This is a genomic window from Oceanibaculum nanhaiense, assembly GCF_002148795.1.
GTDB classification, from domain to species: Bacteria; Pseudomonadota; Alphaproteobacteria; order Oceanibaculales; family Oceanibaculaceae; genus Oceanibaculum; species Oceanibaculum nanhaiense.
This window is the reverse complement of sequence record NZ_MPOB01000004.1, coordinates 133,809-158,825: the sequence shown is the minus strand read 5'-3', so window position 1 is coordinate 158,825 and position 25,017 is coordinate 133,809. Positions and strand designations below refer to the sequence as shown.

The 25,017-nt window shown below is 64.8% G+C and carries 26 protein-coding genes; 9 read left to right on the top strand and 17 right to left on the bottom strand.

The features are described 5' to 3' along the window. Window positions 1-79 precede the first annotated feature (79 nt). Window positions 80-1,621 carry an alpha/beta fold hydrolase gene (locus BKM74_RS08240; RefSeq protein ID WP_217895455.1) on the top strand — a complete coding sequence of 514 codons (1,542 nt, stop codon included), beginning with the start codon at window positions 80-82 and terminating at the stop codon, window positions 1,619-1,621. Here BKM74_RS08240 and BKM74_RS08235 read toward each other — a convergent pair. Together BKM74_RS08235 and BKM74_RS08230 are read right to left on the bottom strand one after the other, a co-directional pair. After that, window positions 1,618-2,853: an MFS transporter gene (locus BKM74_RS08235; protein ID WP_086465227.1), complete on the bottom strand. Its 1,236-nt coding sequence runs from the start codon at window positions 2,851-2,853 to the stop codon at window positions 1,618-1,620. The two genes, BKM74_RS08240 and BKM74_RS08235, sit on opposite strands and share 4 nt — an antisense overlap. Before the next feature lie 125 nt (window positions 2,854-2,978). Further along, window positions 2,979-5,069, bottom strand: coding sequence for a methyl-accepting chemotaxis protein (locus BKM74_RS08230; RefSeq protein ID WP_086465226.1), 2,091 nt, complete (start codon window positions 5,067-5,069; stop codon window positions 2,979-2,981). Between the two features lie 214 nt (window positions 5,070-5,283). Between BKM74_RS08230 and BKM74_RS08225 the strand changes: the two genes are divergently transcribed. Next, on the top strand, window positions 5,284-5,619 hold the full coding sequence (locus tag BKM74_RS08225; RefSeq protein ID WP_086465225.1) for a hypothetical protein: 336 nt from the start codon (window positions 5,284-5,286) through the stop codon (window positions 5,617-5,619). Window positions 5,620-5,640: 21 nt separating this feature from the next. Here BKM74_RS08225 and BKM74_RS08220 read toward each other — a convergent pair whose 3' ends face one another. Continuing rightward, window positions 5,641-6,252 carry a pyridoxamine 5'-phosphate oxidase family protein gene (locus BKM74_RS08220; RefSeq protein ID WP_086465502.1) on the bottom strand — a complete coding sequence of 204 codons (612 nt, stop codon included), beginning with the start codon at window positions 6,250-6,252 and terminating at the stop codon, window positions 5,641-5,643. A gap of 86 nt (window positions 6,253-6,338) precedes the next feature. Beyond that, window positions 6,339-7,226 carry an alpha/beta fold hydrolase gene (locus BKM74_RS08215; RefSeq protein ID WP_086465224.1) on the bottom strand — a complete coding sequence of 296 codons (888 nt, stop codon included), beginning with the start codon at window positions 7,224-7,226 and terminating at the stop codon, window positions 6,339-6,341. A 133-nt stretch (window positions 7,227-7,359) separates the two neighbouring features. On the opposite strand from BKM74_RS08215, the gene BKM74_RS08210 reads away from it, so the two are divergent. The 3 genes from BKM74_RS08210 (at window position 7,360) to BKM74_RS08200 (ending at window position 10,994) form a co-directional block, all read left to right on the top strand. Further along, a complete protein-coding gene (locus tag BKM74_RS08210) occupies window positions 7,360-8,208 on the top strand; it encodes a class I SAM-dependent methyltransferase (RefSeq protein ID WP_086465223.1) in 849 nt (282 codons plus the stop codon). Between the two features lie 76 nt (window positions 8,209-8,284). Next, window positions 8,285-9,670, top strand: a complete 1,386-nt coding sequence (locus BKM74_RS08205) for a tetratricopeptide repeat protein (protein ID WP_086465222.1) — start codon at window positions 8,285-8,287, stop codon at window positions 9,668-9,670. Window positions 9,671-9,695: 25 nt separating this feature from the next. Continuing rightward, complete coding sequence (locus BKM74_RS08200; protein ID WP_086465221.1) at window positions 9,696-10,994, top strand: DUF2254 domain-containing protein; 1,299 nt, start codon at window positions 9,696-9,698, stop codon at window positions 10,992-10,994. On the opposite strand, the gene BKM74_RS08195 is transcribed toward BKM74_RS08200, so the two are convergent. Then, on the bottom strand, window positions 10,991-11,767 hold the full coding sequence (locus BKM74_RS08195; protein WP_086465220.1) for an SDR family oxidoreductase: 777 nt from the start codon (window positions 11,765-11,767) through the stop codon (window positions 10,991-10,993). The two genes, BKM74_RS08200 and BKM74_RS08195, sit on opposite strands and share 4 nt — an antisense overlap. 113 nt (window positions 11,768-11,880) lie before the next feature. Here BKM74_RS08195 and BKM74_RS08190 point away from each other — a divergent pair, with 113 nt between their 5' ends. Beyond that, window positions 11,881-12,201 (top strand): ArsR/SmtB family transcription factor, encoded by a 321-nt coding sequence (locus BKM74_RS08190; protein WP_086465219.1) that lies wholly within the window; start codon window positions 11,881-11,883, stop codon window positions 12,199-12,201. Between the two features lie 287 nt (window positions 12,202-12,488). On the opposite strand, the gene vapC is transcribed toward BKM74_RS08190, so the two are convergent. The 3 genes from vapC to BKM74_RS08175 form a co-directional block, all read right to left on the bottom strand. After that, complete coding sequence (gene vapC, locus BKM74_RS08185) at window positions 12,489-12,887, bottom strand: type II toxin-antitoxin system tRNA(fMet)-specific endonuclease VapC (RefSeq protein ID WP_086465218.1); 399 nt, start codon at window positions 12,885-12,887, stop codon at window positions 12,489-12,491. Next, window positions 12,887-13,120 carry a type II toxin-antitoxin system VapB family antitoxin gene (gene vapB, locus BKM74_RS08180; protein ID WP_086465217.1) on the bottom strand — a complete coding sequence of 78 codons (234 nt, stop codon included), beginning with the start codon at window positions 13,118-13,120 and terminating at the stop codon, window positions 12,887-12,889. Before vapB ends, vapC begins: the two co-directional genes overlap by 1 nt. Window positions 13,121-13,220: 100 nt before the next feature. Beyond that, entirely contained in the window at window positions 13,221-14,441 is a 1,221-nt protein-coding gene (locus tag BKM74_RS08175; protein ID WP_086465216.1) for a glycosyltransferase family 4 protein, read from the bottom strand. Between the two features lie 66 nt (window positions 14,442-14,507). Here BKM74_RS08175 and BKM74_RS08170 point away from each other — a divergent pair, with 66 nt between their 5' ends. Beyond that, the gene (locus BKM74_RS08170) at window positions 14,508-15,263 is read left to right on the top strand and encodes an alpha/beta hydrolase (protein ID WP_245825870.1); all 756 of its coding nucleotides are present in this window, start codon (window positions 14,508-14,510) and stop codon (window positions 15,261-15,263) included. 6 nt (window positions 15,264-15,269) lie between these two features. On the opposite strand, the gene phbB is transcribed toward BKM74_RS08170, so the two are convergent. The 4 genes from phbB to BKM74_RS18945 form a co-directional block, all read right to left on the bottom strand. Continuing rightward, window positions 15,270-15,992, bottom strand: a complete 723-nt coding sequence (phbB, locus tag BKM74_RS08165) for an acetoacetyl-CoA reductase (RefSeq protein ID WP_086465215.1) — start codon at window positions 15,990-15,992, stop codon at window positions 15,270-15,272. Between the two features lie 160 nt (window positions 15,993-16,152). Then, complete coding sequence (locus BKM74_RS08160) at window positions 16,153-17,325, bottom strand: acetyl-CoA C-acetyltransferase (protein ID WP_086465214.1); 1,173 nt, start codon at window positions 17,323-17,325, stop codon at window positions 16,153-16,155. Between the two features lie 108 nt (window positions 17,326-17,433). Beyond that, window positions 17,434-18,558, bottom strand: coding sequence for an alpha/beta fold hydrolase (locus BKM74_RS08155; RefSeq protein WP_245825885.1), 1,125 nt, complete (start codon window positions 18,556-18,558; stop codon window positions 17,434-17,436). Further along, a complete protein-coding gene (locus BKM74_RS18945) occupies window positions 18,464-18,937 on the bottom strand; it encodes a hypothetical protein (protein WP_245825869.1) in 474 nt (157 codons plus the stop codon). The genes BKM74_RS08155 and BKM74_RS18945 overlap by 95 nt, the downstream gene beginning before the upstream one ends. A gap of 203 nt (window positions 18,938-19,140) precedes the next feature. On the opposite strand from BKM74_RS18945, the gene phaR reads away from it, so the two are divergent. Next, window positions 19,141-19,806 (top strand): polyhydroxyalkanoate synthesis repressor PhaR, encoded by a 666-nt coding sequence (phaR, locus tag BKM74_RS08150; RefSeq protein WP_086465213.1) that lies wholly within the window; start codon window positions 19,141-19,143, stop codon window positions 19,804-19,806. A 7-nt stretch (window positions 19,807-19,813) separates the two neighbouring features. Here the strand turns inward: phaR and BKM74_RS08145 are convergent, their stop codons facing one another. The 3 genes from BKM74_RS08145 to BKM74_RS08135 form a co-directional block, all read right to left on the bottom strand. Further along, window positions 19,814-20,569 carry a hypothetical protein gene (locus BKM74_RS08145; RefSeq protein WP_140056045.1) on the bottom strand — a complete coding sequence of 252 codons (756 nt, stop codon included), beginning with the start codon at window positions 20,567-20,569 and terminating at the stop codon, window positions 19,814-19,816. A 99-nt stretch (window positions 20,570-20,668) separates the two neighbouring features. Beyond that, on the bottom strand, window positions 20,669-21,658 hold the full coding sequence (locus BKM74_RS08140; protein WP_086465211.1) for a DUF2333 family protein: 990 nt from the start codon (window positions 21,656-21,658) through the stop codon (window positions 20,669-20,671). Window positions 21,659-21,747: 89 nt separating this feature from the next. Beyond that, complete coding sequence (locus BKM74_RS08135) at window positions 21,748-22,326, bottom strand: RNA methyltransferase (protein WP_086465210.1); 579 nt, start codon at window positions 22,324-22,326, stop codon at window positions 21,748-21,750. Window positions 22,327-22,427: 101 nt separating this feature from the next. On the opposite strand from BKM74_RS08135, the gene BKM74_RS08130 reads away from it, so the two are divergent. Then, entirely contained in the window at window positions 22,428-23,483 is a 1,056-nt protein-coding gene (locus BKM74_RS08130; RefSeq protein ID WP_086465209.1) for an asparaginase, read from the top strand. On the opposite strand, the gene BKM74_RS08125 is transcribed toward BKM74_RS08130, so the two are convergent. Both BKM74_RS08125 and rarD read right to left on the bottom strand, forming a co-directional pair. Further along, on the bottom strand, window positions 23,480-23,983 hold the full coding sequence (locus BKM74_RS08125; RefSeq protein WP_086465208.1) for a DinB family protein: 504 nt from the start codon (window positions 23,981-23,983) through the stop codon (window positions 23,480-23,482). The two genes, BKM74_RS08130 and BKM74_RS08125, sit on opposite strands and share 4 nt — an antisense overlap. After that, on the bottom strand, window positions 23,980-24,909 hold the full coding sequence (rarD, locus tag BKM74_RS08120) for an EamA family transporter RarD (RefSeq protein ID WP_086465207.1): 930 nt from the start codon (window positions 24,907-24,909) through the stop codon (window positions 23,980-23,982). Before rarD ends, BKM74_RS08125 begins: the two co-directional genes overlap by 4 nt. Between the last annotated feature and the right edge of the window lie 108 nt (window positions 24,910-25,017).

Here is a 25,017-nt window from a genome sequence, read left to right as displayed (position 1 = left end):
CTGTGTCGCAGAGAGTAACCGGAACGCGCAGCGATATCGACTCGTCGCAGGGAAGCCATAGGGCAGGAAAGCCACCGGATTGAGCCACGACACTCCCCCAAAAGCCGGCCAGCCGCCGAAAACCGGAAGAATTGCGGGACACTGGCTGCTCGCGCTCGTCGCGCTGGTTGCTATCTGTGTTTCCATTGTCCAGCTGGAGCAGGGACGGTCGGGTCTCGATATATCCGAGATGCGCATCGGCACCACGCCCGCCACCCTGTACCGCAAGGCCGGCAATACCGGGGAGGCCAGCAGCCCGCTGGTCGTGGTGGCGCACGGCTTCGCCGGTTCCCGCCAGCTGATGCAGGCTTATTCGCTGACGCTGGCGCAATCGGGCTATACCGTCCTGGCGTTTGATTTCGAGGGGCATGGGCGCAATCCGGTGCCGATGTCCGGGGACGTGACCTCGATCGACGGCACGACCGCGCTTCTTGTCGCCGAGACGCGCCGTGTGATCGCCGCCGGGCGCACCCTGCCTAACGTTACCGGCGCCGTCGCCCTGCTTGGCCATTCGATGGCGACCGACATCATCGTGCGCGCCGCGATCGCCGAGCGCGCCGCCGGAACGCCCATCGCCGCCATTGTTGCAATCTCCATGTTCTCCGGTGCAGTAACTGCGACCGAACCCAACCGGCTGCTCATGATCAGTGGCCAGTGGGAAGGCGCCCTGCGCAGCGTCGCACTCGACAATCTGCGGCAGCTCCGGCCGGATGCCGGCGAAGGCGAGAGTGTCAGCGCCGGCGGCATCGTGCGCCGGGCCGTCGTCGCCCCCGCCGTCGAACATGTCGGTGTGCTGTTCAGCGCCACCGCACTGCGCGAGGCGCGCGCCTGGCTGGATGATGCGTTCGGACGGAAGAGCGACGGCCCCATTGTCCAGCCTGGCCTGTGGATCGTGCTGTTGCTGGGCGGAATCGTCGCCCTGCTGCACCCGCTCTCGCGTCTGCTGCCGCGCCGGCCGCAGCCCGCCATCGCCATCCCGGCGCGGCGATTCTGGATGGCACTTCTGCTTCCCGCCTTTCTGGTGCCGCTGGTTGGCACGGCGGTCTATGTGCCGTTCATGCCGGTGCTGGTGGCCGACTATCTGATGGCCCATCTGGCGGTCTATGGCGGGCTGCAACTCATACTGGTCTGGCGGATCGCCGGACGGGCGCTGTCGATCCCCGCCATCCTGCTGCTCGCAATCTGGGGTATCGCCGTCTTCGGATTCGCGATGGACCGCTATGCGGCGAGCTTCGTGCCGAATGCCGAACGGCTGACGATCATCGCCATCCTGTGTATTGGCACCATTCCGTTCATGGTGGCGGACAGTGTGCTGACCGGTGCCGGCAGCGGGCGCTGGTGGCAGCGCATCGCCGCACGGACCGCCCTGCTCCTGTCGCTGGCCGGAGCGGCCCTTCTGGACCCGGAGAGATTGATGTTCCTGTTTATCATCCTGCCGGTGCTGCTCCTGTTCCTGCTCATGCACGGCCTGATGGGAAGATGGATCGGACAGCGCAGCGGGCCGGTGTCCGCGGGAATCGGCCTCGGTCTCTGTCTCGCCTGGTCGCTGGGAGTCACTTTCCCGCTGTTCAGCGCCGGCTAGGCGGCCTGTCGCCGGGCCAGACGGTACAGCAGCGCGACGCACAGCAGCATCGCAGCGGACAGCGCCGCCAGCAGGGTGAGGCCGGCCTGAAAGCCGCCCGTCGCATCGTAGAGCAACCCCAGCGCGAAGGGGCCGCCCGCCCCGCCCACCTCGGCGGCGGCGAAGAACAGCCCGCTGGCCGCCCCGGCCCGCCTTGTGCCGATGCCCGGCGTTTCCACCAGGATCAGGATGGCAATGGTCATGAGGGAGGAGCGCGCGATGCCCTGCAGCACCAGGCCGGTCATCAGGCCCGGCTGCCACACCGTACCGATCAGCAGGCAGGACAGGAAGGCAAGGACGAACAGCACGGCCAGGATCGGCAGCCGCCGCGCCGGTGTCGCAAGGCGTGGGATGACCAGCGACCCCAGGATGCCGACCAGCGTCGGCACCGCCGCCCAGTAGCCGGCCTCGGCCGGTGTCATGCCCGACACGCGCAGCAATTCCGGCAGCCAGTTATTCAGGCCGTGATTATAGGTGAAGATGCCGACACTCATGATCAGGATGATGGGCACCGCCGGGATACGCAGCAGTTCGGCCACGCCGCCGCCCTGCCCGTCGCGGCGCGCCTCGGCTTCCGCCGCATCGTCCCGTGCGCGCACCGCCGGCAGGCTGGCAATCGCCAGCCACAGCAGCCCGCCCGCCACCGATACCGTCGCCCACAGCCACAACACGGCGCGCCAGTCGCCGCCAAAGGCCGGCATCAGAACGGAATTGGTCAGCGAGAAGGCAATGATGCCGCCGATATTCGGCCCGGTAATGTAGATGCCCATGGCAAAGCCGCGCTCCGACCCCGTGAACCAGCGTGCGATCACCTTCGGCGCACCGGCGGAGACGATGGGACCGCCGATGCCGAACAGGGCCACGGCCAGATAGAGCAGCGCAGCACCCTCCGCCATGCCGCGCAGATAACCCGACAAGGCGATGATGCCCGCCCCCAGCAGCAGCGCCCAGCGCGCGCCGATACGGTCGAGCAGCGCACCGCAGGGAATGGCGGCGCCAATATAGACCAGCTGCCAGATGCCCAGCACGCCGCCCATCGCCGTGTTGCTGATCGACAGGTCACGGGTGATCGGCCCGATCAGCGGGGCCAGCCCGGCGATGGTCAGGCCGAAGCAGCAATAGACGATCCACACGCCGAACAGGACAAGCCAGCGGAGCGGCGTCGGCGATGCGGCGTCAGGCGGTGTCGGCATGAGAATCCGGAACGGTCACAGGACGTAACCGGACGATAGCATGGCCCGCCACCGGGGAAAGAGGGCGCGCAAAAGAAAACGCCGGGCACGAGGCCCGGCGTCTCCTGTAGTCACTGCTGCCCGGATCAGGCGGCGCGGATATCGGTCAGGAAGGTCTCGATCTCGCGGCGCATCTGCTCCGACTTTTCCGACAGCTCCTGGGCCGCACCCAGCACCTCGGCCCCGGCGGCACCGGTCTGCTCGGCCGCCTCGCTCACCTTGCCGATATTCCCGGTCACGCCCTCGGTCGCGGAGGCCGCCTGCTGCACATTCCGGGCGATTTCCGCCGTGGTCGCATTCTGCTCCTCGACGGCGGCGGAGATGGTGGCGGAGATTTCGTTCACCTGGGCGATAACCGCCGCGATGGAGGCGATGGCCTGCACCGTGGAGCCGGTCGCCGACTGCATGGCATTGACCTGCGCGACGATATCCTCGGTCGCCTTGGCGGTCTGGCTGGCCAGATTCTTCACCTCCGAGGCAACGACCGCGAAGCCCTTGCCGGCCTCACCGGCGCGAGCCGCTTCGATGGTCGCGTTCAGCGCCAGCAGGTTGGTCTGTTCGGCAATGTCGTTGATCAGGCCAATAACCTCGCCGATGCGCTTGGCCGAATTGGACAGCTCCTCGACAATCGTGCCGGTCTGCTCGGCTTCCTGCGAAGCCTGACGGGCAACCTTGGTGCTTTCCTCGACCTGACGGGCGATTTCGGCGGTCGAGCTGGACATCTCGTCGGTCGCGGCCGCCACGGTCTGCACATTGGCCGAGGTCTGCTGCGCCGCCTCCGATGTCGCCAGTGCCTGGTCGCTGGTGACCTGAGCAACGTCGGTCATGCTGGTGGCCGTGCGTTCCAGCTCCGTCGCGGCGGCAGCGACGGCGCCCAGCACGCCCGACACGCTGTTGTCGAAATTGACCAGCAGGTTTTCGATCACCTGCTGACGCTCAGTGCGCTTGCGCTGCTCTTCGGCAGTCGCGGCTTCCATCCGGCGCCGGGCCTCCGCATTGTCGCGGAACACCACCAGCGTGCCAGCCAGATCGCCAATCTCGTCCTTGCGGTCCTTGTAGGGAATCTCGCCGTCGAGGTCGCCCTCGGCAACACGCAGCATGGCCTCGGTGATTCCGGCCATCGGCCGGGTCACCCGGCCGCGCACGATCAGCAGACCGGCAACACCGATGGCCAGGGCCAGCAGCAGCAGGCCGGCATTCATCGCCAGCTTCATCTGGGCGTCGGCATTGCGGTCCGCCGCGTAATCCGCCAGCGAGGAGAGCGCGGTGGTGGAAACGCCGACCATATCGTCCAGCGCCGCGACGCTGATCTTGCCCCATTCCGCCTTGGAGACCGGCGAGGCAGTGCCCGCCGCAAGGGCCGCATCAATCTTGTCGCGGGCCGGGATCAGCGTATCGATGTAGATCGTCTTCGCCTTGGCGAAGGCCGCCGCGACCTGGGGATCAACCCCATCGCGCGACACCAGCATCGCCAGCTGGCTCCAGCCCGCCTTGGCCTGACCACGCCAGACCAGCATGCGCGCCTGTTGAGCCGGTTTCACGCTGCCGGCGTCGATGGCGTCGCCGACCACGACACGCTCCAGCCCGACCGCATCGCGGGTCAGATAGGCGGCATCCTTGATGGCGATCAGCTCGGCGCTGATCGAGCCGGCAAGGCGCATTTCGGTGCCCAGATGATCGTTGATGGATTCAAGCAGCTTCACCATGACGGTAGCACTCTTCTGCCACTCATCGGCCAGACCGGCACGGCGATTGGCGAGCGGGCCGCGCAGGCCAGGATCGACCTCGGTGCGCAGCGCCTTCAGCTTGTCGAGCGCCGCCGTCAGCTTCTGCACAGAGACATCGGCGCCGCAATCGATCTCGCCACAGGCCTTGATGACCGCGTCGGTTGCCGGGCCGGACAGGCCGCGCACCTTTGTGATCGTTTCCAGCAACCCGTTACCCGCCAACGCGTCCGCCTTCAGCGCACTGGTTACCGGACCGCGCTCGAGCCGCGTGTTCTGCAGCGCATTGAACACGTCACGGGCCGCATTGGCCTGGATCAGGACCTCGCCAGCCTGACGCTGGTCGGAGACGGCCGTGATCATTTCACGGATACAGAAAGTAAGCAGGAAGACCAGCAGCACGGCGAACAGGCCGGTCAGCAGGTTGGCAATGCGAATGCCCTTGGCGAACATGGCGATATCCTTATGGATTATGATTACCGCCTCTTCTTATTCCCAAGTAATTAACAAAAGGTTATGCCGATAGTTAGTTAAAATATCAGGTAATTTACTTCGATTTCTTGGCGACAAAGCCAACTGCTTGGTTGGTGGCCCAGGGCACGTGCAAAGTTGGCGCGCCACGCCTTTCCATGCCATGGTTCATTAGAAAAACCGGCTGGAACTGAACATGATCGGTCCGCTGTCCGCCCTCGCAGGCCTGACGCCGTCCCTCGCCGCCGGCATGGGACTGTTGACGCTGGTGCATGGCGATGCCTACTGGATACAGAGCGACCCGCGCTACATGGGCACGGATGGCCTGCATTGCTGCGGCGTGGATGATTGCCGGCCAGCGCGCAAGGGCGAGGTCGTCGCCTTCGAGAGCGGCTATGTCATCACCTCGACCGGGCAGGTGGTGCGGCCGGACCGCAACCGCGGCATCTACACCTCGATCGACGAGCGCTTCTGGCTGTGCTTCTGGAAAGGGCATGTGCGCTGCATGTTCGTGCCGAACCTGACGCAATAGCCCGCCCCGCCTGCTAGCCGACTACCACATGCTCCTGCGGGCACGCTCCGGCCAGTCCCTGTCATAGGCGTCGCCGCCCACCGTCTCCTCCGACAGATTGGCGAGGATGCGGCCCGGCGTCGGCAGGCTCTTCGGATCGACATGGCGCTCCGGGTTCCACAGCTCGGATCGCACGATGGCGCGGGCGCATTGGAAATAGACGCGCCCCACTTTCATGACGATGACGCTGCGCGGTGCCTTCTCCTCCACCGCGAAGCTGTCCAGTAGTTCCGGATCGGTCGAGAGCTGCGCCGTTCCGTTCACCCGCAGCGTGGTGCCGGAACCGGGGATCAGGAACAGCAGCGCCACGCGCGGATCGCGCACGATATTGACCAGCGAATCGACGCGGTTGTTGCCGCGCCGGTCCGGCATCAGCAGCGTCTGCTCATCGGCGATGCGCACGAAGCCCGCCCTGTCGCCGCGCGGCGAGCAGTCCAGCCCCTCCGGTCCGGATGTGGCCAGTGCGACGAAGGGCGAGGCCTCGATGAAGCGGCGATAGTCCGGGGTGATCCGGTCCACCTCCTTCACCAGCGAGGCTTCGGACGCCTCGCCATACAGCGCGTGCAATTCCTCGACGGTAGCGATGATCGGCATGACATTTTCCCCTTCCGCGAAACCGGCGGGAGCATAGCCGAAACCGCCCTGCCCGCCCATCCGGACCATGCGGTCGATTGGTCGGATCAGCTGAAGAAATCCAGCAGCGCGGATGCCGCCTGCTCCGGCGCCTCCTCGACAACGAAATGGCCGCACTCCAGCGCCACCTCGGAGACATCCTTGGCCCAGCCGCGCCAGATATCCGCCGGCGAGGACGCTTTCGGCCCGAGATAGCCGCGCGCCCACAGCACCAAAACCGGGCACACGATCTTCCGCCCGGCGGCGCGGTCCTCGGCATCCTGGCGGCGGTCGATACCGGCACCGGCGCGGTAATCCTCGCAAGTGGCGGCGATAACGTAGGGATCGTGGAACTGCCCCAGATATTCCTTCACCGCCGCCGGGTCCAGCCGGTCGCGATAGACCGCCCAGCGCTCCAGCAGATGGCTGAAATAGAAATCCGGATCGCCGCCGATCAGCTTCTCCGGCACCGGGGCTGGCACCGCCAGGAACGGCCAATGATAGGTGGCGATGGCATTGTCGGCGTTCATCCGTTCCCAGTTCTCCAGGGTCGGGATGATGTCGAGCGCCGCGAATTTCATCACCCGTTCGGGATGGTCGAGGCACAGCCGGTAGCCGACGCGCCCGCCGCGATCATGACCCGCCAGCGCAAAGCGCGAATGGCCGAGGCTTTCCATCAGCGCCACCATGTCGGCGGCCATGACGCGTTTGGAATAGGCCAGATGATCGGGGTCGCGCACTACATCCGGCGCCGGTCCCCGGCTGCGGCCATAGCCGCGCAGATCCGGCAGCACCAGCGTGAAGCGTTCGGCCAGCGCCGGGGCCACCTTGTGCCAGGCATGATGGGTCTGCGGATAACCGTGCAGCAACAGCAGCGGCGGTCCGCTGCCGCCGCTGCGATAATAGATCTCCGCCTCGCCCAGACGCGCCGTGCCTTCCCCGAAGCCGTGGAACATGATCCGCCTCCCTGTATGCGGATAGAATTGCGGAAAATATTCCAACAGCCAAGATGGCGCCGCTTTCGCCAGGAGACAGACGAAAGCAAAATTCAATATAAGGAATACTGAAATTCATATCTTGTAAGACTCAATGATCCTCAATCGCCCTTGGATGCCGCGTCATCATCTCGATCATCGTCCGGCGATGGCGATGCGCTGGCTGAAAGGCAACGGGCTGGAGATCGGCGCCCTGCACAAGCCGACACCGTTGCCCGAGGGCGCGTCAGTCGCCTATGTCGATTACAAGACCAGGGCCGAGAACGAGAAGACCTACCCCGAACTGGCCGGCGAGACGATTGTCGAGACGCATCATGTCGGCGACGGCTTTTCGCTGGATTTCATCGCTAGAGAAAGCCAGGACTTCGTGATCGCCAACCATGCGCTTGAGCATTCGCCCGATCCGTGGGGAACGCTGGAGACATGGTGGGCAAAGCTGCGACAGGGCGGCGTGCTCTACGTCACCGTGCCGGCCGCCGATAAATGTTTCGACCGGGGGCGGCCGATATCCAGCCTGCGCGAGATACGGCGCGCCCACCGCAACTTCGTCCGGATGGACCGGGACGCCATGATCGCCGAGACGTCCCGCAGGCTGCGCGAGTTCATCACCATCAGCGATGCGAATATCCGCCGAGACAACCACCTGCCGCCGGGCGACCCCGCCGAACAGGAAAATTTCACCAAGGGTCGCATTGACGATCTCGGCACCCGGTTGCAGGCAGCACGGAATGGCGGGGAACTGTTCGCGGCCCACATCGCGGCGATCAACCGCATCTACGACATCCATTATTTCACTTTCAGCCCGGTCTCCTTTCTGACGCTCGGCATCGTCTTCTGCGCCACGCATGGTGGCTGGCTGGCGGATATCCGCAAAAGCGGCGGCGGGGAGATCATCATGATCCTGCGCAAGATCAGGGGCCACGGATTGCGCCGGCGCGCATAGCCACTGCCGAACAATCCACTGGACAGGCCCATCCTCCGCCCGGCACCCTGCCGCCAAAGAATAACCGGAGGAACCCATGCAGCACGATGTTCGCGGCCTTGCCCTTTCGACCGACAGCGCCGAGGCAGCCGCCGCCTTCAACGCCGCCATTGCCGATTATCTGGAATACCGGCTGTCGGCCGGCGAGAAGGTGAAGCAGGTGCTGGCCGCCGACCCCGATTTCGCGATGGGGCACATCCTGCGCGGCTATTTCATGCTGCTGATCGGCTCCAACGCCACTCTGCCGGCGGCACAGAAGGCGCTGGTGCAGGCGAAGGCCCTCGCCGCCGGGATCACCCCGCGTGAGGCGCTGCATCTGGCGGCGCTGGAAGCCTGGGCCGCCGGCGACACCATCAAGGCCTGCGCGGTGTGGGAACAGCTTCTGGCCGAGTATCCGACCGACATGCTGGCGTTGCGGCTACAGCATTTCGCCAGCTTCTGGCTCGGCCGCTCCGCCGCGCTACGCGACCTGCCGGCCGGCGTGCTGCCGGCCTGGAGCGCGGACATGCCGGGCTATGGCAATGTGCTGGGCATGCTGGCCTTCGGGCTGGAGGAATGCGGCGCCTATGCCGAGGCGGAGAAGGCCGGCCGCGCGGCCGTCGATCACAATGGCGAGGATCTGTGGGCGATCCACGCCGTCGCCCATGTGCTGGAAATGCAGGGGCGGCTGAAGGACGGCATCGCCTGGCTGAACCAGCCCGCCGGCACCTGGTCCGACCGCAACCCGTTCAAGGATCATGTGTGGTGGCACCGCGCGCTCTATTCGCTGGAGGGCGGCGATTTCGACCGCGTGCTTGAACTTTACGATGCCGAGATAGAGGTGGATGAGAACGGCTTCTATCTCGATGTGCAGAACGCCGCCTCCATGTTGCTGCGCCTGGAATTCTGCGGCGTCGATGTCGGCAAGCGCTGGGAATTGCTGGCCAGCGTCTCCGGCAAGCGGCTGGACGATCATGTGCTGGCCTTCACCGACACGCATTTCGCCCTGGCGCTGGCCAAGGGCGGGCGCAGCGAGGAGGCGAACAGGCTGATCGGCTCGCTGCGGTCGTTCGGTGCCAATCCCGGCGACAACAGCGCGGCGAAGGTGGCGCTGCCGCTGACCGCGCCAATCTCCGAGGCGATCCTGGCCTTTGCCGAGAAGCGCCATGACCGGGCGCTCGATATCCTGCTGCCGCTGCGCTACGACTGGCAGCAACTCGGCGCCAGCCATGCCCAGCGCGACCTGTTCCAGCAGATCGTCATTGAGGCCGCCATCGGCGCCGGACGCATTCCGCTGGCCCGGCTGCTGCTGGCCGAACGCAGCCAGACCAAGCCGAACAGCCTGTATAGCTGGCAGCGCTATGGCGATGTGCTGTACATGGCCGGCGACACCGCGCAGGCAGCCGAAGCGCGACAGCGCGCCGATACGGTGCGGCTTCATTGACCCATGAGACGGAACAGGCGAGCGGATGATCACCAGGCTGCATAATTTCGTCATCCGCCTGCGCTCCGCCCTGTGGTTCCGGCCGACAATCGCCTCCATCGGTGCCGCCGCACTGGCCCTGATCCTGGCCGGCACCGACCGGCTGCTGCCGGAATTCATCGCCATACCGGAGGTCGATGACGGCAGCGTGAAGGAGCTGCTGAAGCTGTTGGCCAGCGCCATGCTGACCGTGACCACGGTGACGCTGTCGGCGTTGCTGCTGGTGTTCAACATGGCCGCCAGCCAGGCCTCACCGCGCGCCCTGCCCGGCCTGATGGCGGACGAGGTGACGCAGAACGCGCTCAGCACCTTCATCGCCACCTTCGTCTTTGCCATGGCCGGCATGCTGGGGCTGGCGCTGGAGGCCTATGACAAGAGCGGCCTCAGCCTACTATTCGGCTGCGGCCTGTTATTGACCGTCCAGGCGCTGCGCTATCTGGTGCAGTGGATGCACCATATCGCCAGCACGCTACGGCTGGGCAACATCGTCGCGCGGGTGCATACCGACACCCAGGACAGTCTGGCGCGGTTCCTGGCCGATCCGTATCTGGGCGCCCACCCGGTCGAGGGAAAGCGGGAAGCGGAAAATGGCACGGCGACGCTGGCCACAACGCGCAGCGCCTATCTGTGCGGCATCGATACGGACGGCCTGCAGGAGATCGCCGCACGCAACGGCCTGACCATCGAGCTGATGTGCCGGCCCGGCGATTTCCTGCACCGCGACCGGCCGGCCATGGCCATCCATATCGGTGAGGAACGGCTGGACGACGGGTTGCGGGAGAAGCTGCTCGGCTACTTCCTGCTGGGAGAAGAGCGCTCCTACCATCAGGATCCGCTGCTGGGATTACAGATACTGGGCGAGGTCGCCAGCCGCGCTTTGTCGCCCGGCATCAACGACCCGAAGACCGCGATCATCTGCCTGGACCGGCTGGAGGCGCTGCTGTCGCAGGCGGCGCAACCGCCCCAACAGGAAGATGTGCCGCGCCACGACCGGCTGTCCCTGCCGGCACTGACCTTCCAGACCATGCTGGACCGGGCGATGCATTCCATTGCGCGCGATGGCGCGACCGATATCGAGGTGGTGCTGCGCCAGATCGCGGCACTGGAGCGTATTGCCATGGCCGCCGACACGGCACAAATCCAGCCCATCCTGATGGATATGCTGAACCTCACCATCGGCTATGCCGAAGACGCGCTCCCCCTGAAGCAGGATCGCGAGGTGTTGGAACAGGCGGCGATGCGGGCGCGCCGCCGCCTGTCCGGGAGCCTTGCTTCAGCAGGCTAGATCAGCCAGCCGCCGCTCGCCTCGATATACTGGCCGGTGACCCAGCGGCTGTCCGGCCCGGCGAGGAAGGCAACCGCATCGCCGATATCCTCGGCCTTGCCGATTCGCTTCAGCGCCTGAACCGACTTGATCATTGCCTCCGATTCGGCATTGTCGCGCAGCCAACCGGCATTCATGTCGGTGTCGATGGCGCCCGGCGCCAACGCATTCACCGTGATGCCGCGCCCGCCATAGGCCACCGCCCATTGCCGGGTCAGCACATCCACCGCCCCCTTCGTGGCTGAATAGGCCGGGATGTCCATGCCGCCGACGGCCCGCGACAGGCCCGACGAGATGTTGATGATCCGCCCGCCATCGCGCAGCCGGCCGATGGCATGTTTGGTGACGAAGAACACGCCCTTCACATTCACGTCGAACAGACGGTCGAAGGTGTCCTCGTCGGTCTGCTCCATCGGGATGTTCGGCGCGATGCCGGCATTATTCACCAGAATGTCGAGATGCGCGGCGCCGGTGCGCGTGGTCAGTTCCTTATCAAGGGTGGCGAACAGGTCCTCGATGCTCTTGACCGAGCCGATCTCGGCCTGCACGGCGAAAGCGTCGCCGCCCGCCGCCTTGATCTGCCCGACGACGGTATCCGCCGCCTCGCGGTTCTTGCCGTAATGCACCGCGACGAGGGCGCCGTCACCCCCCAGCCGTTCGGCAATGGCGCGGCCCAGCCCGCGGCTGGCGCCGGTGACGAGGGCGGTCTTGCCCTCAAGTATCTTGCTGCTCATCTTATCCTCCTGAGCGAAACATGTGTCGATGCGGAAAAGATGGCGATCAGGTTCAATAGTTCAAGATTATTGAACAATTGAATTAAGGCGATTAAGCTGCCATATGGGTCGGCATGCGCCCGCTGGTTCACCCCGACAGAGACGCCATCACCCTGCAGGGCCTGCTGCACGCGTTGAGCGACCCGTCACGGCTGGCCATCGTGCGTGCGCTGCGGCAATCGCCGGACCTGTCCTGCAACAAGGCGATGCCCTGCCCGGACATGGCGAAATCCACGCTCTCCAACCATTTCCGCATCTTGCGCGAGGCCGGTATCCTGTGCAGCCGGCGCGAGGGCACGCAATATGCCAACTGCCTGCGCCTGGACGATCTCGACGCCCGCTTCCCCGGCCTGCTCGACGCCATCCTGGACGCGGCGGAACCGTCCGACAGATAGGGCGGGGGACACCTAACAAGAAGCCCCGCCGGCAAAGGGCGGGGCTTCATATGGCTCGGGATTGATCCCGGCACCCGGTGCTAAATCCGGGTCTGTGCTTTGGAAAACTATCCAGTGATGTGGTTTTGCTAGTCAGGCGGATTCATGTCCGTTTCGACACCCTCCCTGCTGCGTTCACGGCCATTTTCCGAAATATTCTTACTTAAATACCGCAGGAAACGGTAATTATCAGAATATTCTTATGATGGTTTTGTGTCAAGGGCGGTAACGGATGGCAATCCGGCCATTCAAATCCAGTTTTCGACCCGAAGGCCGGGCATCCGGATAAACTCCCTCATGTTGTTCGTCACGATGATCAGCCCCTCGCTGCGGGCATGGGCGCCGATCTGCATGTCATGCGGGCCACAGGGCGTTCCGGCGCGCTCAAGTTCCGCTCGAACCTGTCCATAATGGGCGGCTGCCTTGTCGGCGAAAGGCAGAACCTCCAGCCGCGCCACGAAATGTTCTATGGCCAACAGGTTCTCCGCCCGGCGCATCGATTTCTCCGCGCCATAACAGAATTCACCCAGCGTGATGCTCGATATGCAGAGCTGCTCGGCCAGCGCGTTGAACTTTTCCAACAGGGCCGGCGGGTAGGTCTTCATCACATAGATGCAGATATTGGTATCGAGCATATAGGCGAGCATCAGAAGGGCTCGCGGTCTTCCAAGGCGGGCTGTTCGCGCTCACTCATGAAGTCGTCGCTGACCCGTGGCCCATGCAGGAACAAATCGTCCCAGCGCCTGCCCCGGGGCACAATTACACGACTGGATCCAATCTTCAGGATATCGACCTGATGAACGCCCTCAGGGAACGCCACGGCCTTCGGCAACCGAACGGCCTGGCTGCGGTTGCTGGTAAAGACGGTCGAACTGGTCATGCCTCCCTCCCGACTATGGGATATGCCTATTGGATATACATATATCATCAAGGCGTGAGAGACAAGAAATGAAGACTGAAATGGTTAGCGCGACGCCCCCCTACCCCAGCAGCTCCGCATAGACGGCGAGCGTGCGGTCGCACATCAAATCCTTGGTGTAGTTGTCGCGCACATGGGCGATGGCGCGGGCGGCCCATTGCTCGCGCTGGCCATTGTCGAGCGTCAGTGCCGCGCGCAGGGCAGCGGCCAGCGCCGCCGGGTCCTCGGCCGGCACCAGCCAGCCGGTCTGGCCGGGCAGCACGGTCTCGGCCACGCCACCATGGTTGGATCCCACCACCGGCTTGCCCATCGCCTGCGCCTCGACGGAGACGCGGCCGAACCCTTCCGGCTCGATGCTGGCGGAGACCACCACATCGGCCAGCATGTAGCCCGCCGCCATGTCGCGGCACTCGCCGGCGAAACGCACCACGCTTTTCAGATTCAGCCGCTCGGTCAGCGCTTCCAGCTCCTCGCGGTAGCGCACCCGGCCCTGGTCGGAGCCCACCAGCACGCACAGTACGGGCAGGTCGCGCAGGTGCGCCATCGCCTCGATCAGCACGCCCTGCCCCTTCCAGCGCGTCAGCCGGCCCGGCAGCATGACCACCGGCACGCCATCCTCCAGCCGCCAGGCCTCGCTCAGCTGGATCATGCGCTCGGCGCTCACCCGCTCGGGATCGAAGATGGCCACATCGGCGCCGCGCGGAATGACGCGCAGCTTTTCGGGATCGACGGGGTAATTGTCGAGGATGTGGCGGCTGATGAATTCCGAGATGGCGATAACGCGGTCGCCCTTCGTCATCACCGAATTATAGAGCCGCTTCAGCGGCCCGCCCAGGGGCCCGCCGAGGCTGTAGGGCGCATGGAAGGAGGTGACGAAGGGCGTGCCGGTGCGCCGTGTCGCCCACCAGGCGCTCCAGGCCGGGGCGCGGCTGCGGGCATGCACGATGTCCACGCCCTCCATCGCGATCAGTTCTTCCAGCGCCTTGGCGTTCTTGCGCATACGGATCGGGTTCTTGCTGGCCAGCGGCAGGGTGACATGCTCGCCACCCACGCGCTCCAGCTCGCGCACCATCGGCCCGCCGCTGGAGGCGACCATCGCGCGCCAGCCGGCACGCACCAGCGCATCCGCCATATCGACGGTGCCGCGCTCCACCCCGCCGGTCACCAGCCCGGGCAGAACCTGCAGCACGGTCGGGCGGCGGGGTTCGGGCGCGGCTTCCGCCGGGCTGCCTTCCGGGTTTCCCGCGCTGGGGCCATCAATGTTATGGTCGCTGTCCGTCATTCTCTCCCGTCACGGCCTTCTGCCGTCCCTTCCGCAACAATGGTCCCCGTAAGGATGGTCCAAGTCATGACCGAAACACCCTTCGATACCCTAGTCCGCCCCGCCGGGGAATGCCTCGCGTATCATCGCACGGCTGGCAAGACTCCGGGCATCGTGTTTCTGGGCGGTTTCAAGTCGGATATGACCGGCTCCAAGGCGCTGGCGCTGGAGGAATTCGCAAAGGCGCGCGGCCAGGCTTTCCTGCGGTTCGACTATTCCGGCCATGGCGCGTCGGACGGCAAATTCACGGAGGGCTGCATCGGCACCTGGGCGGCGGATGCCATCGCGGCGCTGGACGCGCTGACCGAGGGGCCGCAGATCCTGGTCGGCTCCTCGATGGGCGGCTGGCTGATGCTGCTGACTGCCCTGGCGCGGCCGCAGCGCGTCGCCGGCCTGGTCGGCATCGCTGCCGCACCGGATTTCACGGAAGATCTGATGTGGGAGAAGTTCTCGCATGAGGTCCGCGAGACAATCCTGCGCGAGGGGTCCTATGCCGAACCCTCTTCCTACAGCGACGATCCCTACATCATCACCCGCAGGCTGATCGAAGATGGCCGCGACCATCTGCTGCTGCGCGACCCGATCCGGCTGTCCTGCCCGGTCAGGCTGCTGCACGGCATGCGCGACCCGGACGTGCCCTGGCAGGTCTCTATCCGGCTGGCGGAAGCGCTGGAGACGGACGATGTGCGCATCGCGCTGGTGAAGGATGGCGACCACCGCCTCTCGCGCGAACAGGATATCGCCCTGCTGCGCCGGACGGTGGGGGAAATGCTGGACGGCTAGGCCGCCTTAGTACATATGCTGGCCGCCATTGATCGATAGCGTCGAGCCGGTGATGAAACCGCCCTCGTCATCGACCAGGAACACCACGCCACGCGCGATCTCCGAGGCCTTGCCGAGACGGCCGACCGGCACCCGGGCGACGATCTTCTCCAGCACATTGGCCGGCACGGCGGCGACCATGTCGGTGTCGATATAGCCGGGGGCGATGGCGTTCACGGTGATGCCCTTGCCCGCCCCTTCCTGCGCCAGCGCCTTGGTGAAGCCGTGGATGCCCGACTTGGCGGCGGCGTAGTTCACCTGACCGTACTGGCCGGCCTGGCCGTTGATCGAGCCGATATTTACGATGCGGCCGAAATTGCGCTCGCGCATGCTGTCGATGACGGCGCGGCACATGTTGAAGCAGGAGCCGAGATTGGTGTCGATGACATCCTGCCACATCTCGTGGGACATCTTGTGCATGGTGCCGTCGCGGGTGATGCCGGCATTGTTCACCAGAATATCGACCGGCCCCAGATCGGCCGTGACCTTCGCCACACCTTCCTGGCAGGCCTTGAAGTCCGACACGTCGAATTTGTAGGCGGCGATGCCGGTCTCGTCGGTGAACTGCTTCGCCCGCTCGTCATTGCCGCCATAATTGGCCGCGACCTTGTAGCCCTTGTCCTTCAGCGCCAGGCAGATCGCCTTGCCGATGCCCCGCGTTCCACCCGTCACGATTGCCACACGCGCCATGCCATCCTCCCTGTGTTGTCCGACGGTTTGATTTCGCCCTGTCGGTATTTACCCATTAATCATGACACGAGTTCGGCAGCTTTCAATTGACGGAGGTCAAAAGCCACAAAAAAGCCGCCCCGGATGTCCGGGGCGGCTGTTTGAAAATAGTGCTGCCGGCTTAGCGCTCGAGGCACATGGCGATGCCCATGCCGCCGCCGATGCACAGCGTGGTCAGGCCCTTCTTCGCATCGCGCTTCTGCATTTCGTGCAGCAGCGTGACCAGCACGCGGGCCCCCGACGCGCCAATCGGATGGCCGAGCGCGATGGCGCCGCCATTCACATTCACCTTGTCGGTGTCCCAGCCCAGATCCTTGTTCACCGCGCAGGCCTGCGCGGCGAAGGCCTCGTTGGCCTCGATCAGGTCGAGATCCCCGGCCTTCCAGCCGGCCTTCTCCAGCGCTGCGCGGCTGGCCGGGATCGGCCCGGTGCCCATGATCGCCGGATCGACACCGCGCGTGGCCCAGGAGGCGATGCGCGCCAGCGGCGTCAGGCCACGCTTCGCCGCCTCCTCGGCACTCATCAGCACCAGCGCGGCCGCACCGTCATTGATGCCCGACGCATTGCCGGCGGTGACGCTGCCTTCCTTCTCGAAGGCCGGCTTCAGCTTCGCCAGCGTGTCCATCGTGGTGCCGTGGCGCGGATACTCATCGGCATCGACGATGGTGTCACCCTTGCGGCCGGAAATCGTGACCGGCACGATCTCATCCTTGAAGCGGCCGGATTTCTGCGCCGCCTCCGCCTTCTGCTGCGAAGCAGCGGCGAATTCATCCTGCTGCTCGCGGCTGATCTGCCACTGCTTGGCGACATTCTCCGCCGTGTTGCCCATGTGATAGCCGTTGAAGGCATCCCACAGCCCGTCCTTGATCATGGTATCGACCATCTTCAGGTCGCCCATCTTGGTGCCGTTGCGCAGATGCGCGCAGTGGGTGGACTGGCTCATGCTCTCCTGGCCGCCGGCGACGACGATGGCCGAATCGCCATTGCGGATCGCCTGATAGCCGAGCGCCACGGTGCGCAGCCCGGAGCCGCAGACCTGGTTGATGACATAGGCGGTGGCCTCTTTCGGAATGCCGGCAGCGATGGCAGCCTGGCGGGCCGGGTTCTGGCCGGTGCCGGCGGTCAGCACCTGACCGAAGATCAGCTCCGACACCTCGGCGGCATCGACCTTGCCGCGCGACAGCGCCTCGCGGATGGCGATCTCGCCCAGCGTATGGGCGGGCAGCGAACTCAGCGCGCCGTTGAAGGCGCCGATTGCGGTACGGGCGGCGCTGACGATCACGACATCGGTCATGGCTTACTCCTCCTGGAACAGGGCGGCTGGTGGTCCGCCGGAACGATTGCTTTTCGGCTACCATAGTTGCAGTGCAGCGAAGGCGCAAACGGTCCGATTAAGCGGTTGTCAGTCCAGATTTTTCAGCCAATCGGCCAGGGGGCCCCACACCTGTTTCGCCGCCGCACCGCCGGCCATCATGCCGATATGGCCCTGCGCCGGGCGCAGCGTTGTGGCGTTCGGCAGCGCCGCAGCCAGGGCCAGCGACGAGGCCGGCGGAACAATCCGGTCGCCCGCCGGGACCATGGCCAGCGCCGGCAGGCGGATAGCGGCAGGATCGACGGCCTCTCCGGCCACCCGCCACGCACCCAGGGCCGGGTCATTGCGGATGTACCAGCCCTCCATGCATTCGCGGGCGACCGGGCCGGCCAGCGCCACGCCGTCGTTCAGCCAATCCTCCAGCGCCACGAAGGCATGGGCCTTTTCCGATGCCGGGTCGAGTGCGGCGAACGCCCGGAACTTGCGGTATCCCAGATGGGCATCGAGCCCCAGGAACAGCGCCTGGATCATATCGGTCGGCAGTTCACCCAGCGTCCCGATTGCAGCGTTCAGGCTCGGCAGGATACCCGGCAGCGCCGCCGTCATCGGCGTCGGATCGGCCAGGAAATCCCAGGGAGCCGCCAGCAGGGCAAGGCCCGATAGGTCGGCCTGGCGGCACTGCGTCAGCGCCACCGACATGGTGCCCCCCATGCAATAGCCGACCAGCGCCGGTTTCGCGCCGGCATCATCCAGAACGGCCTCCAGCGCCGCATCCAGCCGACCGGTAATGTAGTCGGTCAGCGTGAACCCGCGCTCGGCATCGCCCGGCTGGCCCCAATCGACCAGATAGGGCCGGAAGCCGCGCGCCGCCAGATCGCGCATGAAGCTGCGCTGCTCCGTGAGGTCCAGTATGTAGGCGCGGTTGATCAGCGATGGGACGACCAGCACCGGGCGGCCGGTGCGGCGACGTTTCGGCGCATAGGCCAGCAAGCGGGTGGTGCCATCCTGCCAGGCCAGCCGCGCGGCCGGCAGGGCGCGCCGGTAGGGGTGCCGACGGTAACGCAGGACGCCGTCCAGGAACGCGCCCCAGCGTTTTGCTGCAGCTGCGTCTAGCGCCCGCTCAACCTGCTTTTCGTCGAGCGCTGCGGCGCTTTGGCGGAGTCTTTCCGCCGTCTCCGCCAGTTCCGGCCTCCAGTCGAGCGAGCCTTTCCTCAAGAGCGGCAAGGCGCCGCGCGAGGTCAGCAGGGTCATCGCCGCAATCGCCAGATGCAGCGGCAGCGGTCTTGGCCCCAGCCTGGTTTCCGCCTGCATCTGCGGTGGCGGACTGTGCTTTTCCGGCATCACCAGCAGACCTCATCGCGTTGAAAAAGGCGTCGAACGGCGCCGGAACGGTACCCGGAGTGCCGGTTGCCCCAGCGGCCGATCCAGCGGCCATCCCGGCCAGCATGCGGGACCAGAGCTGCATCCCCTGCCCCGCCGCGCGGGCAAATTCCGGGTCGCGGGACAGCGCGCCGAGTTGCTGTTGCCAGAGGTCGAGAAACTGCTCGGCCAGTTCTTTCGCGTCGATTTCTTTTGCGTCGGTATCGTCTGCCATGGCCACACTATAAAAGCCCTCTCACCGGATCGCCAGACGCCGGTTTGCCTGCCCGACTGGCGACAATGCTGCGGATTATGCTGCGCAGCAAGATTTCTGTTGCAAAGCAAAAACAGAAGCCTGACCTTAAAGGCGATTTTGGGCGGAAAGACACGCCGAAGAGCGAGTCTGACGCCAGGGGGAGACAACCGGAAAGGTCCCTAATGGCCGATAAGAAGAAGCAAGGGGAAGGCGAGCCCGTCACTATCAAGAAATACGCGAACCGACGGCTCTACAACACCGCGACCAGCAGCTATGTGACCCTCGACCATCTGTGCCAGATGGTGAAGGACGGCGTCGAGTTTCAGGTCTATGACGCCAAGACCGGCGACGATATCACCCACGCCGTGCTGACCCAGATCATCGTCGAGGAGGAATCGAAGGGGCAGAATCTGCTACCGATCGGCTTCCTGCGGATGCTCATCAGCTTCTATGGCGACAGCCTGCAATGGGTGCTGCCGAAATATCTTGAACACAGCATGTCCTCCTTCTCGCGGAATCAGGACAGCATGCGCTCCTATATGGACAACACGTTCGGCGGAATCTTCCCTTTCGGCTCCAATCTGGAGGAGATGGGCAAGCAGAACATGGCCATGCTGGACAGCGCCATGCGCATGTTCTCGCCCTTCGGCGCGGAAGGCGCGGCCAACCGGGACACCAACGCTTCGTCCAGCACGCCGAAATCCGAAACGCCGCCCGCCGGTGACCCCATGGTGAGCGCGATGAAGGAGCAGATCGACAATCTGCAGCATCAGATCGAGGCGATGGTCCGCATGCAGACGGAGGCGATGAAGGCCGCCGCCGCAAAGCAGAACAAAGACCAGGAGTAGAAAGCCGCTACTCCTCCACCTTTGGCACTGCGATGCTTTCCTTCTGGCCTTGCAGCCAGTCAACCAGCTTCTTTTCCGCTACCTGCAACTGATCGATATGCTCGGGCAGGAGGTTCTTGCCGATGCGGACGTGCTCGACCTGCAATTCCTTCATGAAGAAGCCGATGGTCTTCTTGATCTCGGAAATCCGGTCCAGCACATGGCTGGTTTCATCCTGCTTCGCCTGCCAGTCGGTGGCGATGCTGTGCAGAAAGGCGCGATGATCGGCGAGCAGCCCGTCAAGCGCCTTCAGGACGTTCTTGTTGTAGTTATCGACCGCTTCCTTGCGTTCGCCATTCTTGATGAGGCCCAGGAAGCTTGTACCGCGGACGATCCCCAGCCGGTCGGGATCCTTCAGCATGATCTTCAGCTTCGCCGGATCGTGATTGAGGGTGAAACCGTCCAGATTGGCGATCGCCCGGTCGGCGCTGCGATAGGTCGCCGACAGATATCCGCGCAGGGTCGCCAGGCGGGAACGATGGCGGCGGATGAAGGCAATCTCGTCACGAAAGCCGTTACGCTCCTGGCTGAGCCTCGACATCCGCGAATCGATCGTCCGAAGGGTCTGGCGCGTTTCGTCGAACAGGGTGTTCATCGCCCGGAAACGTTCGACGCCCATCTCCATCTGCATGACAGCGCGATGCGACGACAGCAGACTCTCCAGCAACGCCTCGCTGTCAGCGACATCCGTCTCACTCTGTTCAGCTGTGTGTTCAGCCGTCATCGCCCCAGTCAGCCCCATCCCAGATTGTAACGATGATGCATTAGCGCATGCAGCCCAGTACCGTACCGGCGCCGCTTAATCCTGACCAGACTCTTCGTTCTATTTCAACAGGATGTTGACCACCTCATAGAGCTGCGTGCGGGCGCGCAGCAGATAGAAGCCCTGGGCGGTGAGATGGTTCGGCAGGATCAGCGCATCCGGCGAACCGCCGATGACAACCAGCGGTTCCAGCTGGGACCCTTCGCGCAGGCTGTCCAGCATCTGCTGCCAGACGCCATCGAGCTGCCGCTCGCGCAGGATCGGCGCGAAATCCCGGCCCAGCTCGCGCAGCATGATGTAATGCCCGTAAAGCTGCCCCTTGGTCGAATAGAACAGATCATCGACCCTGGTGTCGATCAGCCAGAACGGTGCGCTCAGGATATGGGAGTCGATCTGCGCCGAGGCGGAGCCGAGATCGGAAGCGATCCGTTCCAGCATCGACATCAGATTGTCCCCGCGCCGGTCGAACACCGCCTGCCCGGTCGAGAGCCTGTCATTATAGGAGATCAGCGCCCGCGCAGCCGCGCGGTACTGCGATTCGGAGGTCGCCGTCGGCGCCAGCGAGACCGAGGGGTCCCAGACCCAGACATTGCCTGGATATTTCAGCAGGCCGGCGGCGCGCTCCAGATCCTTGTCGATCTGGCTGGTGCCCCGTATGCGGCCGATATGGTCCATCATCTCGACGCTGAAACGCGAAACCGCCTTCAGGATGCCCTGCTGGTAGTTCGGCATATTGTCCAGAATGACGGAGGGCATGAAGAACGGGTCGTTGGCGGTCCAGCCATTCTGGTCCACCTCGCGGCTGACCATCGCCGCCGCCGCCGCAATCGCGTTGCTGCTGCCCTCGGCCACTGTCGGCGGCGCGAAATCCGGATCGGCGTCGATCTTGTTGATGATCGCGGCGCCGGCACCGTAATAGAGCAGGACGAGCAGAACCAGCACACCTAGGCTGCGCACCAGCGGGATGCGGCGCAGCCACTGTGTCACCCGCCTGCGCGGGGCGGAATATTCGTCATAGGGAAATTCGTCCCGCGTCTCATCGCCCGACATTATCTGGTCCCGGTTCAATCTTGAATGATCAACAGATAGGTACGCCCAGTCCAAAAATCAGCCTGTAACAGATACAGCCGCTACCCGGCCTAATCCGTGCGGCCAACATTCTCCTCCGCGGCGAGGCGTTCGCGCCGGCGCTGCTTCTTGGCCCACAGCGGCGCGCCGAAGACCGGTTCCGGCAGCGGCTCGACAGGTCCGCCCGGCATGGTCGGGCGCGGCGCGGCACGTCCCAGGCTGATGAGCCGGTCATACATCACGATGGCGCCGGCAATGCCGACATTGACGCAGAATTTCATCGGTATCTGCACCACATGGTCGCACAGCCCGACGATTTCCGGGTCTAGGCTGTTGCGTTCCGGCCCCAATATATAGGCGGCCTGGCGCGGATGCCGGAAGCTGGGCAATGCCACTGCATCCTCGACGAGCTCCACCCCGACCAGCGCGCAACCCTCCGGTAGGCGGAAATCGCGCGCACCGTCGAACCGGTAATAGGGAAGATTGCGCAGCGTATTGGAGGTGTCGCTCTGGTTCAGCTTCTTCCGGTCGTAGGATTCGCCGATGGTGAACACAAAGTTGGCGCCAAAGGCGTGCGCGGTGCGGAACAGCGTCCCCGCGTTCTGCGCCTTGCTCAGCCCCTGAACGCCGATGGCGAAATAGCCCTTCATGACCTCTCCTTCTCCTTCCCTCCTGCTTGCCAGCGCCGGAGCGGCAAGGCAAGGTTGCCGGCATCGGAGTTCCCACCAGCTTTTTTTTGCGGATGCCCCCAATGACAGAAGAAATTCTCCGCGTCCAGACCAACACTGCCGGAGCCGGCAGCGCCGCCCCCATCGCCGTCGAGGTGACGCGCGGCGGCATGGTCGAGAGCTTCCACCGGGTCATCGCCGCCGTGGCGGACGCCTCGGGCAGCCTGCGCCATGCCTGGGGCGACGCTGACAGGCTGGTCTATGGCCGCTCCGCGATCAAGCCGCTGCAGGCGATCCCCTTCGTGGAAAGCGGCGCCGCCGACGCCTATGGGCTGGCCGACCGCCACATCTCGCTGGCCTGTGCCTCGCACAGCGGCGAGACGATGCACACCGAAACGGTGGATGCCTGGCTGTCGCAGCTCGGCCTCGGCAATGACGATCTGGAATGCGGCAACCAGCTGCCGAGCCATGAGCCGACGGCGCATGCGATGATCCGCAAGGGCGAAAGCGCTTGCCGCATCCATAATAACTGTTCGGGCAAGCATTGCGGCTTCCTCAGCACGGCGAAGCATCTGGGCGAGCCGACCAAGGGCTATATCCGCGCCGACCATCCGGTGCAGAAGCGCCTCATCAAACTCTGCGAGGAGCTGGGCGGCGAGGATCTGTCAGCCACGCCGCGCGGTATCGATGGTTGCGGCATCCCGGTCTTCGGCATGTCGCTGAAGGCGATGGCGGTGGCGATGGCGCGCATGGCCGACCCGGCGGAACTATCTGCCAAACGCCGCGAGGCGATCCTGCGCATCCGCAAGGCGGTGGCGGCCGAGCCGCTGATGATTGCCGGCACCGGCCGCTTCGGCAGCCTGGTGCTGCAGCAGCTGGGCGAGCGCATCCTACTGAAGACCGGGGCGGAGGGCGTCTATACCGCCGCGATCCCCGAACTGGGCCTCGGCATCGCGCTGAAGGTCGATGACGGCCATGGCCGCGCCTCTACCGTGGCGCTGGGCTGGATCCTCACCCAGCTTGGCGTGCTGAAGCAGGCCGACCGGGAGGCGCTGGCCAGCCAGCTGACCGTTCCGGTCACCAACTGGGAAGGCTATGGCTGCGGCGTGATCCGTCCGGCCCCGGACCTTAGCCTCTAGATGCCCACTTCGCGCAGGTAATAGATCAGGTCGATCGAAGGCGGTTCTGTTCCCGCCATCCCGATCATATGGTGCACCTGCCCGCGATGGTGGGTCTGGTGGTTGAACACATGGCCCAGCACCAGCCGCACCGGCATGGTGAAGGTTTCGCCGCGCGTGTTGGTGTAGCTGAGGTCGCCGGCCAGATACTCCGGAGTCATCGCCGCCAGGAAATCGATAAAGACCTGATCCTGCGCCACTCGCGCCGCCTTCAGCGCGTCGAAGTCCGGATAGGGTACATCGTCCAGCTTGTAGCGATAGGCCGGCTGGCCGGGAAAGCGTGACAGCCACAGCCGGTCGCCGACCATGATGTGGTTCAGCGTGTTGTGGATGGAACCGAAGAAGCCCTGCCGGTCGGCGGTTCGGGCCGCCTCGCCCAGCGCCTCGGCGGCGGCGTAGAGTCTCCCGTTGGCCCAGCGATTATAGGCCGCCAGCGTGGCAAAATAGGTCTTGTCGGTCATCTCTCCCTCCCCTTGCTGCCGCGCAGCGCGTCCGCCGTGTAGAGCGCGAGCCCGGCCCAGATACAGGCGAATGTCACCATGTGAACCGGCGTGAAATTCTCACCGAACAGCAGCACCGCCAGCAGGAATTGCCCGGTGGGTGCCACATATTGCAGGATACCGACCGTGGACAGTTTCAGCCGCTTGGCCGACGCATTGAACCACAGCAGCGGCAGCAGCGTGACAAGGCCCGCCGCCACCAGCAGCAGGTCGGTGGCAAGGCCGACAGCGCCGAAACTGCCGGCATTGCCCAGCCAGAAGATATAGCCGAGCGCGAAAGGCGTCAGCGCCACGGCCTCGACGGACAAGCCGCTGATCGCATCGACCGGCACCATCTTGCGGATCAGCCCGTAGAAACCGAAGGAAAAGCCGAGGAACAGGGCGATCCAGGGAATCTGTCCGGCCGCGCCGACCATGACCGCAACGCCGATGGCGGCCAGCGCCACCGCCGCGATCTGCGCCGGGCGCAGCCTTTCCTTCAGGAACACCATACCCAGCAGCACATTGACCAGCGGGTTGATGTAATAACCGAGGCTGGCCTGTAGCACCTGCCCGCTGTTCACCGCGACGATGTAGGTGAACCAGTTCGCCGACAGGATCGCCGCCGACAGCAGCAGCGGCAGGAACAACCGCCAGGATGTGAGGGCCGCGACGACGCCGTGCCAGCGGCGCAGCAGCCCGACCAGCAGCACCAGGAAAACCGCCGACCATGCGATGCGGTGCGCCAGAATCTCAATCGCTGCGACATGCGCCACCAGCTTGAAATACACCGGTGCCACGCCCCAGAACAGGAAGGCGGCCAGCCCGTAACCGACGCCGATCAGGCTTTCACGCCGGGCGGCGGCAGTTTCCGGGGCAGCGGCGTCAGCCAGCGGCTTCACCGTCATGAACGGGATCCTCACAGCAACGGGAAAAACCGGACGGCGTCATGCAGCGCGCAACACCATCCGGTTTACGAAAGCCCGCACCATAGACTCTAGAGCCGGATCGTTTCA

Excerpts from the sequence above, each read along its gene's own strand:
- BKM74_RS08220 (WP_086465502.1), bottom strand. The coding sequence starts at position 6,252 with ATGCCGATCATCGCTACCGTCGAGGAATTGCACGCGCTGTATGGCGAG.
- BKM74_RS08200 (WP_086465221.1), top strand. The coding sequence starts at position 9,696 with ATGATCACCAGGCTGCATAATTTCGTCATCCGCCTGCGCTCCGCCCTG.
- BKM74_RS08170 (WP_245825870.1), top strand. The coding sequence starts at position 14,508 with ATGACCGAAACACCCTTCGATACCCTAGTCCGCCCCGCCGGGGAATGC.
- BKM74_RS18945 (WP_245825869.1), bottom strand. The coding sequence starts at position 18,937 with ATGGCAGACGATACCGACGCAAAAGAAATCGACGCGAAAGAACTGGCC.
- BKM74_RS08125 (WP_086465208.1), bottom strand. The coding sequence starts at position 23,983 with ATGACCGACAAGACCTATTTTGCCACGCTGGCGGCCTATAATCGCTGG.
- BKM74_RS08210 (WP_086465223.1), top strand. The coding sequence starts at position 7,360 with ATGATCCTCAATCGCCCTTGGATGCCGCGTCATCATCTCGATCATCGT.
- BKM74_RS08225 (WP_086465225.1), top strand. The coding sequence starts at position 5,284 with ATGATCGGTCCGCTGTCCGCCCTCGCAGGCCTGACGCCGTCCCTCGCC.
- BKM74_RS08145 (WP_140056045.1), bottom strand. The coding sequence starts at position 20,569 with ATGACGGCTGAACACACAGCTGAACAGAGTGAGACGGATGTCGCTGAC.
- BKM74_RS08160 (WP_086465214.1), bottom strand. The coding sequence starts at position 17,325 with ATGACCGATGTCGTGATCGTCAGCGCCGCCCGTACCGCAATCGGCGCC.
- rarD (WP_086465207.1), bottom strand. The coding sequence starts at position 24,909 with ATGACGGTGAAGCCGCTGGCTGACGCCGCTGCCCCGGAAACTGCCGCC.
- BKM74_RS08195 (WP_086465220.1), bottom strand. The coding sequence starts at position 11,767 with ATGAGCAGCAAGATACTTGAGGGCAAGACCGCCCTCGTCACCGGCGCC.
- phaR (WP_086465213.1), top strand. The coding sequence starts at position 19,141 with ATGGCCGATAAGAAGAAGCAAGGGGAAGGCGAGCCCGTCACTATCAAG.
- BKM74_RS08205 (WP_086465222.1), top strand. The coding sequence starts at position 8,285 with ATGCAGCACGATGTTCGCGGCCTTGCCCTTTCGACCGACAGCGCCGAG.
- BKM74_RS08215 (WP_086465224.1), bottom strand. The coding sequence starts at position 7,226 with ATGTTCCACGGCTTCGGGGAAGGCACGGCGCGTCTGGGCGAGGCGGAG.
- phbB (WP_086465215.1), bottom strand. The coding sequence starts at position 15,992 with ATGGCGCGTGTGGCAATCGTGACGGGTGGAACGCGGGGCATCGGCAAG.
- BKM74_RS08230 (WP_086465226.1), bottom strand. The coding sequence starts at position 5,069 with ATGTTCGCCAAGGGCATTCGCATTGCCAACCTGCTGACCGGCCTGTTC.
- BKM74_RS08130 (WP_086465209.1), top strand. The coding sequence starts at position 22,428 with ATGACAGAAGAAATTCTCCGCGTCCAGACCAACACTGCCGGAGCCGGC.
- vapB (WP_086465217.1), bottom strand. The coding sequence starts at position 13,120 with ATGACCAGTTCGACCGTCTTTACCAGCAACCGCAGCCAGGCCGTTCGG.
- BKM74_RS08140 (WP_086465211.1), bottom strand. The coding sequence starts at position 21,658 with ATGTCGGGCGATGAGACGCGGGACGAATTTCCCTATGACGAATATTCC.
- BKM74_RS08235 (WP_086465227.1), bottom strand. The coding sequence starts at position 2,853 with ATGCCGACACCGCCTGACGCCGCATCGCCGACGCCGCTCCGCTGGCTT.
- BKM74_RS08175 (WP_086465216.1), bottom strand. The coding sequence starts at position 14,441 with ATGACGGACAGCGACCATAACATTGATGGCCCCAGCGCGGGAAACCCG.
- BKM74_RS08190 (WP_086465219.1), top strand. The coding sequence starts at position 11,881 with ATGCGCCCGCTGGTTCACCCCGACAGAGACGCCATCACCCTGCAGGGC.
- BKM74_RS08135 (WP_086465210.1), bottom strand. The coding sequence starts at position 22,326 with ATGAAGGGCTATTTCGCCATCGGCGTTCAGGGGCTGAGCAAGGCGCAG.
- vapC (WP_086465218.1), bottom strand. The coding sequence starts at position 12,887 with ATGCTCGCCTATATGCTCGATACCAATATCTGCATCTATGTGATGAAG.